The sequence below is a fragment of the Mycobacteroides abscessus ATCC 19977 genome (assembly GCF_000069185.1).
Lineage (GTDB): Bacteria > Actinomycetota > Actinomycetes > Mycobacteriales > Mycobacteriaceae > Mycobacterium > Mycobacterium abscessus.
This window is the reverse complement of sequence record NC_010397.1, coordinates 5,016,806-5,030,056: the sequence shown is the minus strand read 5'-3', so window position 1 is coordinate 5,030,056 and position 13,251 is coordinate 5,016,806. Positions and strand designations below refer to the sequence as shown.

Here is a 13,251-nt window from a genome sequence, read left to right as displayed (position 1 = left end):
TGAATGACTGCCGTCGAGCCCGTCACACCCGGAATTCGGTATGTCTCTTTGGATGTGATGCGGGGCATCGCGATCCTCGGCACGCTGGGCACCAATATCTGGATCTTCACGAATCCCGAGGGGTTCATCGGATATGTGTCCGGGGTGGGCCGCGCCGAAGGCGTGTGGCGCTGGGTCGAGGCGGTGTTGCAGCAGCTCTGTCAGGGCAAGTTTCTGGGCCTGTTGACAGTCATGTTCGGTATCGGCCTGGCGATTCAACAGCATTCCGCGCAGCGGCGGGGGGACTCTTGGCCGGGGGCGTACCCGGTGCGCGCAGGCCTGTTGTTCGTGGACGGTGTGGTGAACTTCCTGCTGTTCACCGAGTTCGACGTGCTCACCGGTTACGCGGTGACCGGATTGATCGTCGCTTTCGTGCTCGCCACATCGGCCCGCTCACAGAGGATCTGGCTGTCGGCCGCGGTGTTGGTGCATGTCGCGATTCTGATGGTGATAGTGGGCGCTATCGTCGCGTCGCCGCCGCCCGAAGACAATCCGCCGGTGCAGCAGCAGCCCAACCCCTACGCGGAGGGTTCCTTCTGGGACCTGGTGGTGTTCCGGGTGGATCATCTGCTGGTTTTCCGTGCGGAGACGATTCTGATCCTGCCCGTGGCGATCGCCATGTTCATCGCGGGTGCGATGGTGTTCCGGGCCGGAGTGCTGGCGCCGGAGGGCGCAGAGCTGCGTAGACGGCTGATGATCGTGGGCTTCATCGTTGCGTTGCCCATCGACCTCATTGTCGGGTTGTTCTGGGGCAGTGCGGGAATGCTAGTGGGCCGCTACCTTACGGCTGCGATCATCGCGTTCGGTGTGCTCGCCGCGGTCGCCCAGTTTTATGTGGCCGGCCGGGTGCCCGGGATTGTCGGTCGCGCGCTGGGAACCGTCGGGCGAATGGCCTTGAGCTGTTATGTCTTACAGAACGCGCTGGCCGGTGCGCTCTGTTATGGCTGGGGGCTGGGCCTGGCGCAACGGATGGGCCCCGGCACGGTAGTGCCGGGCACCATCGGGGTATACGCGTTGGTGGTAGCCGTGCTGATGCTGTTCAGCAAGCTGTGGCTTTCGCGATGGGAGCGCGGTCCGCTGGAAATGCTCTGGCAGGCGAGCTACCAGAGATTGACTACCCGGCGTTAGCGCGACTTTCCGCTAAGCACGCCGCACAATGGACGGATGCCGTCCCACCCGATGTTCACTCCTACGCAGCTGGCAGCGCGCGCGGCGTACCTGCTCAGGGGCAATGACCGGGGAACCATGACCAGTGCCGCTCCCAAGCTGTACCCGCACATGTGGAGCTGGGACGCGGCATTCGTGGCGGTTGGGCTGGCGCCGCTGAGTGTCGAACGCGCTGTCACCGAGCTGGACACCCTGCTCTCGGCGCAGTGGGCCAATGGGATGATCCCGCACATTGTCTTCGCGAACGGGGTCGACGGATATTTCCCGGGTCCCGCGCGCTGGCAGACCTCGGAGTTGGCGGCCAATGCGCCGTCGGGATATCAGACCTCGGGAATTACCCAGCCACCCGTGCACGCGATTGCCGTGCAACGCATCCTTGATCACGCACGGCGGCGGGGGCGGAGCGCGCGGGGCATCGCGGAGGCCTTCCTGGACCGGCGCTGGACCGACCTCATGAGGTGGCATCGTTGGCTTGCCGAGACTCGGGACCAGAATCAGCACGGCCGAATCACCTTGTATCACGGGTGGGAGTCCGGAATGGACAATTCGCCGCGCTGGGATGGGGCCTACGCCAACGTCGTTCCGGGTGAGTTGCCGCCCTACACCCGCGCGGACACCGCCATTGTCACCGATCCGTCGCAGCGCCCCAAGGACGCCGAATACGACGTGTACCTGTGGCTGCTGGAAGAGATGAAATCGGTGCGCTACGACGACGCGCGGCTACCGGACGCGATGAGCTTCGCGATGGAGGATGTTTTCGTCTCGGCCATCTTCTCGGTGGCTTGCGAGGTGCTGGCCACGATCGGTGAGGAACACGCCCGCCCCCGCGCCGATGTGCGTGAACTGCACGGCTGGGCCGAGCGGTTCCGGCAGGGTGTGCTCGATACCACCGAGGAGCGCAGCGGCGCGGCAAGGGATTTCGATGTCAAGACCGGCAAGTGGGTTGCGACCGATACGGTAGCAGTGTTCGCGCCATTGCTGTCCGGTGGAATGCCGCGCCCGCAGGAGTTGGCCTTGTTGCGGCTGCTGGAGGGCCCGCGGTTCTGCGGACATCCGGACCTGCGATACGCGCTGGTGCCCTCGACGTCGCCGGTGTCGCGGGACTTTCGCCCGCGCGAATACTGGCGGGGCCCGGTTTGGCCGGTGCTTACCTGGCTGTTCTGTTGGGCATTCGAGCGGCGTGGATGGAGCGAACGCGCGTTTCTGTTGCGGCAAGAGGGATTACGCCAGGCGGGCGACGGATCTTTCGCGGAGTATTACGAGCCGTTCACTGGCGAGCCTTTGGGCAGTATGCAGCAATCCTGGACGGCCGCAGCGGTTCTGGACTGGCTGGGCTAGGTCCTATTCCTGCCCGGAGAGGCGCCGCAGCAGCGGCGTCATCCGGAACGCAACCAGCTCGTGCATGGCGATGGCGATCGACGTCCGGGTAATACCCGGGATATCGAGAATGTTGCCGGCGATCCGGTAAAGATCGTCGCTGTCGACGGCCACCACCTTGATCATCAGGTCGTCTGCGCCCGCCAGACCGTGCACTTGCACCACTTCCGGCACGTCGGCAAGGGCAGCCCCGATGGCTTCCAACTGGTGCTGGTCGATCCGTGCGGTGACGTATGCGGTCATGGGATAGCCCATCGCGCGCGGCACGATCTGATGGTCGATGCCGGCCAGGGCCTCGTGCTGATCCCAGCGGGTGAGCCGTGCCTGCACAGTGTTGCGTGACAGACCCAGTCGCTGCGCCAGCTCGACGCCGGATGCACGGGGAGTTTGCGTGAGGGCGAGTAACAACTTCGCATCGGTGGCATCCAGAGTGGTCATAGCGCGCAGTATCGCACAAAGTACACGCCGGATTGTGGGCATAATGCTCAACTCGACACGCATCGGTTGCGCAGTATGACTATCTGATGCACTGTGAGTCATGACACACCCACACGGTGGCAGTCAGGTACACGCGGTGCGACCCATCGTTAGCGAGGGCAGGTTATGGAGACCATCCAGCTCCTCGATTCGGACGGTAACCGGATCGAGAATCCCGAGTACATGCCGCTGGTCAGCGACATCCTCGACGAGGACGGTCTGACTCAGCTGAGGGCGCTGTACCGGGACATGGTGGTGGTCCGCCGCATCGACAACGAGTCCACGGCCCTGCAGCGTCAGGGCGAACTCGCACTCTGGGCCCCGTTGCTCGGGCAAGAGGCCGCGCAGGTCGGTTCCGCTCGCGCGCTGCGGCACGACGATTTCGCCTTCACCAGTTTCCGCGAGCACGGCGTCGCCTATTGCCGTGGTATCGAACCCACGGCCATGCTCCAGTTCTGGCGCGGTTCAACACAATCCGGCTGGAATCCGCGCGATCACAATGTCACCGCGCCCGCGATCATCGTCGGTGCACAGGCGCTGCACGCCACCGGATACGCCATGGGCGTGAAATTCGACGGATCGGATACCGCGGTCATCGCCTACTTCGGAGACGGCGCGACCAGCCAGGGTGATGTCTCGGAGGCATTCGCGTTCGCTTCGAGCTTCGGTGCGCCCGTTGTCTTCTTCTGTCAGAACAACCAGTGGGCGATCAGTGAGCCGGTCCGGGTGCAGAGTCATCTGCCGCTGGCGGCCCGTGGCATCGGATTCGGAGTGCCGGGTATTCAGGTGGACGGCAACGATGTGCTCGCCGTGACGGCCGCGACTCGAATGGCGCTGCGGCGTGCCCGTGAGGGCAGCGGGCCGACCCTGATCGAAGCCGTGACCTATCGGATGGGGCCGCATACCACCTCCGACGATCCGACCAAGTACCGCAATGCCGCCGAGCTGGACGAGTGGCGGGCCAAGGATCCGTTGGCGCGGGTGGAGAAGTATCTGGAGAGTCGTGGTGCGCTGAGCGAGTCAGAGAAACACCGCATCGCCGCGCTGGCGGACGAGGTCGCCGCGCAGCTGCGTGCGGGCTGCCTTGGCACGGTCGAGCCGACAGCCGCTGACATGTTCAATCACGTGTACGCGGAACCACATCCGCTTGTCTCCGCCGAACGGCGCGACTACTTGGAATACCTGGCCACTTTCGAGGATGAAGGGACCTACGCATCATGACCAGGATGACTATGTCCGGTGCCCTGGACGCTGGCTTGCGGTCGGCGCTGGAGGACGACGACAAGGTGATCGTCATGGGAGAGGATGTCGGCAAGCTCGGCGGTGTCTTCCGGGTGACCGACGGGCTGCAGAAGGATTTCGGCGACCATCGCGTCATCGACACGCCGCTGGCCGAGTCCGGAATTATCGGCACCGCGGTCGGTTTGGCCATGCGGGGATACCGTCCGGTCTGTGAAATCCAGTTCGACGGATTCGTATACCCGGCCTTCGATCAGATTGTCAGTCAGGTGGCCAAGTTGCACTACCGCACCAAGGGCGCGGTGGGAATGCCGCTGACCATCCGAATTCCCTTCGGGGGCGGAATCGGTGCGGTGGAACATCATTCGGAGTCACCCGAAGCGTATTTCGCGCATACGGCCGGCCTACGCGTGGTGTCTTGCAGCTCACCGCAGGACGCTTACGACATGATCCGGCAGGCTGTCGCGTGCGACGACCCGGTGGTCTTCTTCGAACCCAAGCGGCGATACTGGGAGAAGGGCGAGGTCGATACCGCGCTGGTGCCTGTCCCACTCGGTGCCGCGCGCGTTGTCCGGTCCGGAACCGCGGCCACCATCGCCGCCTATGGACCGATGGTGGCAGTGGCCAATGCCGCCGCGGAACTGGCTGCCACGGAGGGCATATCGGTCGAGGTGGTGGATTTGCGATCGCTTTCTCCGGTTGATTTCGACACCCTGGAGGCGTCGGTGCGCAAGACCGGACGGCTGATCGTGGTGCACGAGGCCCCGGTATTCATGGGTTTGGGCGCCGAGATTGCCGCGCGCATCACGGAGCGATGCTTCTACCACCTGGAGGCTCCGGTGTTGCGGGTCGGCGGCTTCGCGCTTCCGTACCCGGCCAACAAGGTGGAACATCACTACCTACCCGATGCGGAGCGGGTGATGGACGCCGTCGACCGCGCTATCGCCGCCTAGGAGGGATGCGAGATCTATGGCAGTCAAACAGTTTCTGCTTCCAGACCTCGGAGAAGGACTTACCGAGGCGGATCTGATTTCCTGGAAGGTGCGGGTCGGCGACGAGGTAAAGCTCAACCAGGTGCTCGCCGACGTGGAGACCGCGAAGGCGATGGTCGAATTGCCGTCGCCCTTCGAGGGCACGGTGGTGGCCCTACAGGCAGCCGAGAATTCGACTGTTGCGGTGGGCGCGCCGCTCATCTCGATCGAGGTGGCCGGTGCCGAGCCCGACGCGCCCGCCAATCTCGTGGGATACGGCCCGTCGGATTCGGCGGGCCAGACGCGGCGCCGGCGACGCTCGGGAGCCGGTGCGGCCGCACTTGCCCTCGTAGAACAGACAACCGAGCCAGAGCCCGCCGTCGCGGCGCCGGCAGCCCAGGCAGAGTCGGTACCGTCGCGCGCGGCAGCTAAGCCGTCCGTCCGCAAGCTTGCCGCCGAGCTGGGCGTGGCCCTCGAACTGATCAACGGAACAGGTATCGGCGGCAGTATCACGCGCCAGGATGTGGAGGCATACACCCGTAGCCTCACCGCTCGTGCGCCGCAGGGTGCGCCCGCAGAGGAGGAGCCGGTGGCCGGTGTCGCGGTCCAGCCGGGTGGTGAGACACGGATTCCGATTGCGGGAGTGCGCAAACACACCGCCGCCGCCATGGTGCGTAGCGCGTTCACCGCACCGCACGTCACCGAGTTCCTCACCGTCGACATGACCTCGACGATGGGGCTGCTGGCCGAACTGAAGGCGAAGTCTCCCGATCTCAAGCTCACCCCGATGACGTTGGTTGCACGGATGGTGTTGCTGGCCCTGCGGTCGCATCCCTCGCTGAACTCCGCCTGGGATGAGCAGGCCGGAGAGATCATCGTGAAGCATTACGTGAATCTGGGCATCGCGGCAGCCACGGAGCGAGGATTGGTGGTGCCGAATGTCAAGGGAGCCGACGCGATGTCGCTGGGTGAATTGGCTACTGCTATCGCACAGTTGGTGTCCACCGCACGCGCCGGGAAGACCGCGCCGACCGATATGAGTGGGGGCACATTCACCCTCACCAATATCGGGGTCTTCGGTGTCGACGCCGGGACACCGATCATCAACCCGGGGGAGGCGGCGATCCTGGCACTGGGCTCTGTCGCCAAGCGTCCCTGGGTGGTGAACGGCGAGCTGGCGGTGCGGGACGTCACCACACTGGCGTTGTCGTTCGACCACCGACTGGTGGACGGTGAGCAGGGATCGAAGTTTCTCGCCGATCTGGGGGCGATGCTCACCGATCCACGAATGGCACTGGTGGTGTAGCTTCACTCCTAGCAAACTTCAACTGGAGATGCTAGGAGGGGGCGGTCTATGCGGCGGGGTATGGCCGCGGTCTGCATTGTGCTGAGCTTGGCTGGTTGTTCACGGATTTCCGGGGGAGAGCCGACAGCGCCGGTAGGCATAGAAGGTGTATACCGCGAAATCCGGCCGGTCGATGGCAAGCTCGGCGGGCGACTTCTGCCCGCCGAGGAGGTGCGGGCTGTCACAGGTCTGCCGCGGCTTCTCAAGGTGTGGGATCCCGTCGACTCGATGTTTGGTTCCACAGATCCGAGCCTCGAATGCGGATTGGGCTACTCGCTGGCCGAGGTCGTGCAGTACTCGGGGTATTCGGCCGCGCGGATTGAAGGCTATTCACAGGAGACCGAGGAGGTCCGGGAGTACTCAGTCAGCGATGCGCTGGTCGTCTTCGCGGATGCCGATGCCGCGCAGCGTGAGTTCCGGTCTTTCGCTGGGCGCATGTCGAAATGCGATGGGGTCACCACGCAGAAGAGGCCTCACGAGGATGCCGATTTTTGGAAGCTGAGCATCACTAGTGCCGATACCGCCGACGAGGTGGCATGGACCCGTAGTGTTATCGGCTCAACCTGGGCCTGTTACATGGCTGCGCGCCAGCGGGCCAACTTTGTGGCATCGTCGATGTTTTGCAGCCACGGGTCGGACAACAAGGCGGGCGATGTGCTGGATCGATTGATGCAGAAACTGTCGGGTTCGCGGTAATGCGCGGGGCGCCAGTGATTTTGCTCAGTGTGACGGTGCTCCTGTCCTCGTGCACGCAGGCGATCGCGGGGGACGCGACGGCGCCCGTCAAGGCGGAGAAGTTGTATCCGGTGCTACCGCCGAGGCAGGCCGAGCTTGCGGATCGCTTGTTGTCGGCATCGGATGTCCGTGCGGCAGCGGGCCTTCCGGAGGTCAAGACGATCCCGCCGGTCGAAACCGTGCTATCGACGGCCAACACCGTGTCCGACTGTGCATACGGGTATTCGTTGGCGACACGCCAGCAGTACTTGAGTTTCGGCGCGGCGCGGATCCAGGCCTACGCGCACACCGTTGACAAGATGCGCAAGCACACGGTCGGTACCGCGCTCATCGTGTTCGAGACCGCCAGCTCGGCCAGCCAACAGTTCGAACAATTCGCCCAGCGCATGTCTCGATGCGATGGGGCGCACGGGACCACGTCGGTGGGCGGTGCCAGCGAGAACTGGACCCTCAAGATTCTGCATAGCGGTCAGGATGAAGTGAACTGGACACGCACCACGGATCATTCGCCGTGGTCGTGCCGCCTTGTTGCGCGGCAACGCGCGAACTATGTCGCCTCGGTGATGTTCTGTCGTATTGATCCGGAGGACGACAAAACCGAGGCGATGTTCACCCTGCTACTGGACAAGCTCGCCCGCTGACTGATGGCAACCGCCTCTTGCGCCCCTGGCGTATGGACTTTAATGTATCGATCGCCACATTAATTGAGGAGGGGTCGGATGCTGCAGGACAAGGTTGTCGTCGTCACCGGCGGAAGCCGTGGATTGGGGCGGGCAATGGTGCGGGCATTCGCGGCGCACGGCGCCGATGTGGTGATCGCCAGCCGCAAGATCGACTCGTGTCAAGAACTGGCTGCCCAGGTGGAGGCCGAGCACGGCCGCCGGGCGCTTCCGGTTGCGTGCAACGTCAGCTCCTGGGAGCAGTGCGACCACCTGGTGGACACCGTGTACCGCGAGTTCGGCAGGGTGGATGTGTTGGTGAACAACGCAGGACTCTCGCCGCTGTACCCCAGTCTGGATCAGGTGTCGGAAGCGTTGTTCGACAAGGTCATCGGTGTGAACCTCAAGGGCCCGTTTCGGTTGTCGGCCTCGATCGCCACGAAGATGGCCGCGGGAGCTGGCGGCTCGATCATCAACATCAGTTCGATAGAGGCGGTACGGCCCGACGCGACGGCGCTGCCCTACGCGGCGGCCAAGGCGGGGCTGAACGCACTGACCCTCGGGCTGTCGCACACGTTCGGACCGACGGTGCGCACCAATACGATTCAGTGCGGGCTCTTTAACACCGACATCGCCGCCGCCTGGCCGGAGGGGTTCGCCGAAGCGCTCATTCCGAGCATCCCGCTGCGGCGCGTCGGTGAGCCGGAGGACATCGTGGGCGCGGCGCTCTACTTGGCGAGTGAGGCATCGGCCTACTGCACGGGCACGACGATTCGTCTAGACGGCGGCATCCTGTGACAGAGGCCGGAGCCAAGCCGCGTCGGGGCCGCCCACCGGCCTCCGATGGCGACGCCGCGGCGACCCGTCAGCGGATCATGGAGGTCGCGACAGATCTGTTTGCGGAGAAGGGATTTCACGCCACGGGCGTAGCCGAGATCGGTGCTGCGGCAGGCGTGCGCGGTGGCGCGCTCTACTACCATATCGGGTCCAAGGAGGAACTCCTCTGGGAGATCTTGCGCAGCTATATCGATGAGATGCTCACCGAGGCCGTCCATATCGCGAATATGAACACCGAACCGGCCAGGCGCCTGCGCACGCTGATCGGCTCGTACGTCATCCTCATCGTCAAGTACCGCAAGCAGGTTGCCATCCAGGTACGTGATGGTTCCGCGCTGACCGGTGAGCGTGCGGCGCAATTGCAGGGGCTTCGCGACGAGCTGCAGCGCTGCTGGCAGCGCGTCTTCGACGAAGGTCACGAGGTCGGCACATTTCACACGGCCGACCATGTGCTCACCAACGCGATCTTGGGAATGCTGAACATGGTGGCGGTCTGGTACCGCACCGACGGCAAGAGCCCCGCACAGATAGCCAAACGCATCGCCGACATGGTGTTGGACGGTATCCACGTGGACCGTCCGGAAGAACACGCCGAACAAGCCCCGACCGACAGGAAGTGACCGCCATGGCATGGGATTTCGAAACCGACCCGGAATACCAGGAACTGCTTGACTGGGCCGACGAGTTTGTCCGCACCGAGGTCGAACCCCTCGATTACGTGTTCCCCAACCCATACGACAAGTCCGACACGGTGGCCATGGATTACGTGCGGCCGCTCAAGGAAGAGGTCAAACGCCGCGGCCTGTGGGCATGTCATCTGGGACCGGAGCTGGGTGGTCCGGGTTACGGCCAGCTCAAGCTGGCGCTGCTCAACGAGATTCTGGGTAGGTCGGTGTGGGCTCCTTCGATCTTCGGATGCCAGGCACCCGATACCGGCAATGCCGAGATCCTCGCGCACTACGGCACCGAAGCGCAGAAGGCCAAATACCTGCAGCCACTGATGGACGGCGACATCGGGTCCTGTTATGTGATGACCGAGCCGCAGGGCGGATCGGATCCGACGCTGTTCAAGACCACCGCCGTCCGTGACGGTGACGAATGGATCCTCAATGGTGAGAAGTGGTTCAACTCCGAGGCGCGGCACGCCGCGTTCTGGATCGTCATGGCCGTCACCAACACCGAAGTCAGTCCCTATCAGGGGATGTCGATGTTCATCGTCGACCCGAACGCGCCCGGTGTCGAGATCGTCCGGAACATCACGGTGCACGGGTTCAGTGAAGACGAGGCCTACACCCGCTTCACCAACGCCCGCATTCCTGCCGAGAACATGCTGGGTGCCGAGGGGGGTGCGTTCGCCATCGCACAGACGCGTCTCGGTGGTGGTCGTGTACATCACGCCATGCGCACGGTGGCCCAGGTACGCAAGGCCTTCGACATGATGTGCGAACGCGTCGTCAGCCGGGAGGCCCGAGGCGGCACCATCGCCAAACTCCAGATGACCCAGGAACGTATCGCCGACAGCTGGATCGAGATGGAATCATTCCGGCTGCTGGTGTTGCGGACCGCCTGGTTGATCGATAAGCACCAGGATTACTTGAAGGTACGCAAGGATATTTCGGCCATCAAGGCGGCGATGCCCAAGGTGATGCACGATGTCGCCCAGCGCGCACTGCATCTGCATGGCTCACTCGGGGTGTCCGAAGAGATGCCGCTGGCCAAGATGTTTCTGTATTCGGAGGTCATGGGTCTGGTCGACGGCCCGACCGAGGTACACAAGGTCACTATCGCCAAGGAAGTCCTCAAGGACTACACCCCTTACGAGGGTCTGTTTCCGCCCAGCCACATCCCGGCATTGACGGAGAAGGCGCGCGCCCATGTCGCGGCCCGGCTCGAACATCGGGTGGGAAATCTGTGATGGCGGCTCCACACCACATCGACCCGAAAAGCGTTGATTTTGATGTTGTTTCGCACTGGATGGATGAACAAGGTCTTCCCGGCGGACAGCTGACGGATATCTCCGCGATCACCGGCGGCACCCAGAACATCATGGTGCGCTTCAGCCGTGGAGGCCGCGAGTATGTGCTGCGGCGACCGCCCAAGCATCTGCGCGAGGCCAGCAACAACGTGATCCGCCGGGAGGCGCGACTGCTCGGAGCACTACGCGGGCAGGGAGTTCCGGCGCCCGAGCTCATTGCGGCGTGCACCGACGAGACCGTGCTGGGCGGCGCTGTCTTCTACCTGATGGAGCCCGTGGACGGATTCAATGCGTCGGTCGGCCTGCCGGAACTGCATGCCGGCAATGCCGAAATTCGGCATCAGATGGGCTTGGAGGCGGTCAGCGGCATCGCGGCCCTCGGCGCGCTCGACTACCAGGAACTGGGCCTGGACGGATACGGCAATCCGGACGGCTTCCTGGAACGGCAGGTGCCACGCTGGCTCAAGGAGCTCGACTCGTACGCCAAGCACGACGGGTACCCGGGGCCGGATATCCCGGGCCTGCAATCGGTGGCGAATTGGCTTGAGCGGCACCGGCCCTCGCAATGGAAACCGGGCATCATGCACGGGGACTTTCACCTGGCCAACATGATGTTCCGCAACGACGGACCGCAGCTGGCGGCGATCGTGGACTGGGAGATGTCCACCATCGGGGATCCGCTGCTGGATTTGGGCTGGATGCTGGCCACGTGGCCGTCCGAGACCGACGACGCGTCCTTGGGTGGCGCGCTGGTTCAGGCCGGGGGCCTGCCCACACCGCAGGAGCTTGTCGCGCATTACGCGGAACGCACGGACCGCGATCTCGGTGCGATGGATTGGTACACGGTGTTGGCGTGCTTCAAGCTCGGCATCATCCTGGAGGGCACACATGCCCGCGCGTGCGCCGGGAAAGCACCTGTGGCGGTGGGGGACTACCTGCACGGACTGACGTTACAGCTGTTCAAGCGCGCGGTAGCGATCACCGGGTAGTCCGTTCGCCGGGCTCGGGGGTGCGCCGCCGCGTCAACCGCAGTATCGCGAAGAGCAGCAGGATCACGCCCCAGGACAGCAGGCTTGTCCACAGCTGGGTGCGGGTGGCGTCCTGGAATCCCATGGCCACCAGGATGGCGACGATTCCGATCGCGGTCAGAATGGTCAGGGCAGGGTAGCCCCACATCTTGACGAGGAGCTTCTCCTCCGGTGTGCGGCGGCGCAGGACATATTGCGAGATGGCAATCATCAAGTACACGAACAGGATTACCGCGCCGGAGGAGTTGAGCAGAAACAGGAATACGGTGTGCTCGAAGAAGTACGCCAGGATGACGCAGACGAACCCGATGAACGAGGACGCCAGAATGGCCTGTACCGGCACGCCGCGCGCGTTGACCTTGAGCCAGCTGCGGGGCGCTTCCCCGCGGCCGGCGAGCACGAAGAGCATGCGCGAGGCGGTGTACATTGCCGAGTTCAAACACGAGAGCACGGCGGTGAGCACGACGACCCGCATGATGTGGTCGGCGGCAGGGATGCCCATCGTCTTGAACGCGGTGACGTACGGAGAGGTGCCCAATTCGGGGCTGTTCCACGGCACGATGACCGCGATGAGAAAGATCGATCCCACGAAGAAGATGGCCACCCGGTAGATCACCGAGTTGGTGGCCTGGCTGATGGCTTTGGCGGGGTCCTTCGATTCGGCAGCGGCGATGGTCGCGATTTCGGCTCCCACCATGGAGAAGATCACGATTACGATCGAGGAGAAGATCGCTCCAGGGCCGTGCGGCATGAACCCCTCGTGGACCGTCAGATTCGAGAAATCCAGCTTCTTGCCCGGCCACAGCCCCAGCACGTAGCAGGTGCCGGCGACCAGAAACGCCACGATCGCAGCCACTTTCACGCTGGCGAACCAGTACTCGAATTCACCGTAGGAGCGCACCGAGAACAGATTGGTGGCCGTCATTGCCAGCATCAAAAGCAATGCGATCAGCCAGAGCGGCGCGTGCGGGAGCCAGTCCTGGATGAGCTTGCCCCCGGCCACCGCTTCGAATCCGACGACGATCACCCAGAAGTACCAGTACAGCCAGCCCACGGAGAATCCCGCCCAGTCGCCGAGCGCGCGGCGGCTGTAGTCGGCGAAGGAGCCGGTGGAAGGGTTGGCGACGGCCATCTCGCCGAGCATCCGCATCACCAGGACGATGAGCACGCCGGTGATCGCGTAGGTGAGAAACGCGGCGGGCCCGGCAGCTTGGATGGTGGCGCCGGACCCGACAAACAGGCCGGCGCCGATGACCCCTCCGATCGCGATCATCGTCAGATGTCGCTTCTGCAGGGAATGTTGCAGACCGCCTTCGCTGGGCGCTGCCGTGGTCGCCATGGGATGCCTCTTTCAGCCGGGTAGGTCGATGTTGCACCCCGTAACCAGATCGTGCAGCGCGTT

The 13,251-nt window shown here is 63.9% G+C and carries 13 protein-coding genes; 11 read left to right on the top strand and 2 right to left on the bottom strand.

Annotated features, from left to right (window positions below):
• The first annotated feature begins 3 nt into the window (after positions 1 to 3).
• A complete protein-coding gene (locus tag MAB_RS24905; protein WP_005112799.1) occupies positions 4 to 1,167 on the top strand; it encodes a DUF418 domain-containing protein in 1,164 nt (387 codons plus the stop codon).
• 36 nt (positions 1,168 to 1,203) lie between these two features.
• Positions 1,204 to 2,544 (top strand): glucosylglycerate hydrolase, encoded by a 1,341-nt coding sequence (gene ggh / locus MAB_RS24900; protein WP_005064593.1) that lies wholly within the window; start codon positions 1,204 to 1,206, stop codon positions 2,542 to 2,544.
• 3 nt (positions 2,545 to 2,547) lie between these two features.
• Here the strand turns inward: ggh and MAB_RS24895 are convergent, their stop codons facing one another.
• On the bottom strand, positions 2,548 to 3,021 hold the full coding sequence (locus MAB_RS24895) for an Lrp/AsnC family transcriptional regulator (RefSeq protein WP_005112798.1): 474 nt from the start codon (positions 3,019 to 3,021) through the stop codon (positions 2,548 to 2,550).
• 165 nt (positions 3,022 to 3,186) lie between these two features.
• Between MAB_RS24895 and pdhA the strand changes: the two genes are divergently transcribed.
• The 9 genes from pdhA to MAB_RS24850 all read left to right on the top strand — a co-directional run bounded on the left by pdhA (position 3,187) and on the right by MAB_RS24850 (position 11,810).
• Positions 3,187 to 4,281 (top strand): pyruvate dehydrogenase (acetyl-transferring) E1 component subunit alpha, encoded by a 1,095-nt coding sequence (gene pdhA, locus MAB_RS24890; RefSeq protein ID WP_005112796.1) that lies wholly within the window; start codon positions 3,187 to 3,189, stop codon positions 4,279 to 4,281.
• 11 nt (positions 4,282 to 4,292) lie between these two features.
• Positions 4,293 to 5,252, top strand: a complete 960-nt coding sequence (locus MAB_RS24885) for an alpha-ketoacid dehydrogenase subunit beta (RefSeq protein ID WP_172527631.1) — start codon at positions 4,293 to 4,295, stop codon at positions 5,250 to 5,252.
• Positions 5,253 to 5,268: 16 nt separating this feature from the next.
• Positions 5,269 to 6,576 (top strand): dihydrolipoamide acetyltransferase family protein, encoded by a 1,308-nt coding sequence (locus tag MAB_RS24880; protein ID WP_005112794.1) that lies wholly within the window; start codon positions 5,269 to 5,271, stop codon positions 6,574 to 6,576.
• Between the two features lie 48 nt (positions 6,577 to 6,624).
• On the top strand, positions 6,625 to 7,311 hold the full coding sequence (locus MAB_RS24875) for a sensor domain-containing protein (RefSeq protein WP_005082808.1): 687 nt from the start codon (positions 6,625 to 6,627) through the stop codon (positions 7,309 to 7,311).
• Positions 7,311 to 7,991: a sensor domain-containing protein gene (locus MAB_RS24870; protein WP_005082807.1), complete on the top strand. Its 681-nt coding sequence runs from the start codon at positions 7,311 to 7,313 to the stop codon at positions 7,989 to 7,991. Before MAB_RS24875 ends, MAB_RS24870 begins: the two co-directional genes overlap by 1 nt.
• Before the next feature lie 78 nt (positions 7,992 to 8,069).
• Complete coding sequence (locus MAB_RS24865) at positions 8,070 to 8,807, top strand: SDR family NAD(P)-dependent oxidoreductase (RefSeq protein WP_005082806.1); 738 nt, start codon at positions 8,070 to 8,072, stop codon at positions 8,805 to 8,807.
• Positions 8,804 to 9,466, top strand: a complete 663-nt coding sequence (locus MAB_RS24860; protein ID WP_005112791.1) for a TetR/AcrR family transcriptional regulator — start codon at positions 8,804 to 8,806, stop codon at positions 9,464 to 9,466. Before MAB_RS24865 ends, MAB_RS24860 begins: the two co-directional genes overlap by 4 nt.
• A 5-nt stretch (positions 9,467 to 9,471) precedes the next feature.
• Positions 9,472 to 10,761 (top strand): acyl-CoA dehydrogenase family protein, encoded by a 1,290-nt coding sequence (locus MAB_RS24855; RefSeq protein WP_005082804.1) that lies wholly within the window; start codon positions 9,472 to 9,474, stop codon positions 10,759 to 10,761.
• A complete protein-coding gene (locus tag MAB_RS24850) occupies positions 10,761 to 11,810 on the top strand; it encodes a phosphotransferase family protein (RefSeq protein ID WP_005112789.1) in 1,050 nt (349 codons plus the stop codon). Before MAB_RS24855 ends, MAB_RS24850 begins: the two co-directional genes overlap by 1 nt.
• Here the strand turns inward: MAB_RS24850 and MAB_RS24845 are convergent.
• The gene (locus tag MAB_RS24845; RefSeq protein WP_012296824.1) at positions 11,800 to 13,188 is read right to left on the bottom strand and encodes an amino acid permease; all 1,389 of its coding nucleotides are present in this window, start codon (positions 13,186 to 13,188) and stop codon (positions 11,800 to 11,802) included. The two genes, MAB_RS24850 and MAB_RS24845, sit on opposite strands and share 11 nt — an antisense overlap.
• Between the last annotated feature and the right edge of the window lie 63 nt (positions 13,189 to 13,251).

Excerpts from the sequence above, each read along its gene's own strand:
- MAB_RS24905 (WP_005112799.1), top strand. The coding sequence starts at position 4 with ATGACTGCCGTCGAGCCCGTCACACCCGGAATTCGGTATGTCTCTTTG.
- ggh (WP_005064593.1), top strand. The coding sequence starts at position 1,204 with ATGCCGTCCCACCCGATGTTCACTCCTACGCAGCTGGCAGCGCGCGCG.
- MAB_RS24895 (WP_005112798.1), bottom strand. The coding sequence starts at position 3,021 with ATGACCACTCTGGATGCCACCGATGCGAAGTTGTTACTCGCCCTCACG.
- pdhA (WP_005112796.1), top strand. The coding sequence starts at position 3,187 with ATGGAGACCATCCAGCTCCTCGATTCGGACGGTAACCGGATCGAGAAT.
- MAB_RS24885 (WP_172527631.1), top strand. The coding sequence starts at position 4,293 with ATGTCCGGTGCCCTGGACGCTGGCTTGCGGTCGGCGCTGGAGGACGAC.
- MAB_RS24880 (WP_005112794.1), top strand. The coding sequence starts at position 5,269 with ATGGCAGTCAAACAGTTTCTGCTTCCAGACCTCGGAGAAGGACTTACC.
- MAB_RS24875 (WP_005082808.1), top strand. The coding sequence starts at position 6,625 with ATGCGGCGGGGTATGGCCGCGGTCTGCATTGTGCTGAGCTTGGCTGGT.
- MAB_RS24870 (WP_005082807.1), top strand. The coding sequence starts at position 7,311 with ATGCGCGGGGCGCCAGTGATTTTGCTCAGTGTGACGGTGCTCCTGTCC.
- MAB_RS24865 (WP_005082806.1), top strand. The coding sequence starts at position 8,070 with ATGCTGCAGGACAAGGTTGTCGTCGTCACCGGCGGAAGCCGTGGATTG.
- MAB_RS24855 (WP_005082804.1), top strand. The coding sequence starts at position 9,472 with ATGGCATGGGATTTCGAAACCGACCCGGAATACCAGGAACTGCTTGAC.
- MAB_RS24850 (WP_005112789.1), top strand. The coding sequence starts at position 10,761 with ATGGCGGCTCCACACCACATCGACCCGAAAAGCGTTGATTTTGATGTT.
- MAB_RS24845 (WP_012296824.1), bottom strand. The coding sequence starts at position 13,188 with ATGGCGACCACGGCAGCGCCCAGCGAAGGCGGTCTGCAACATTCCCTG.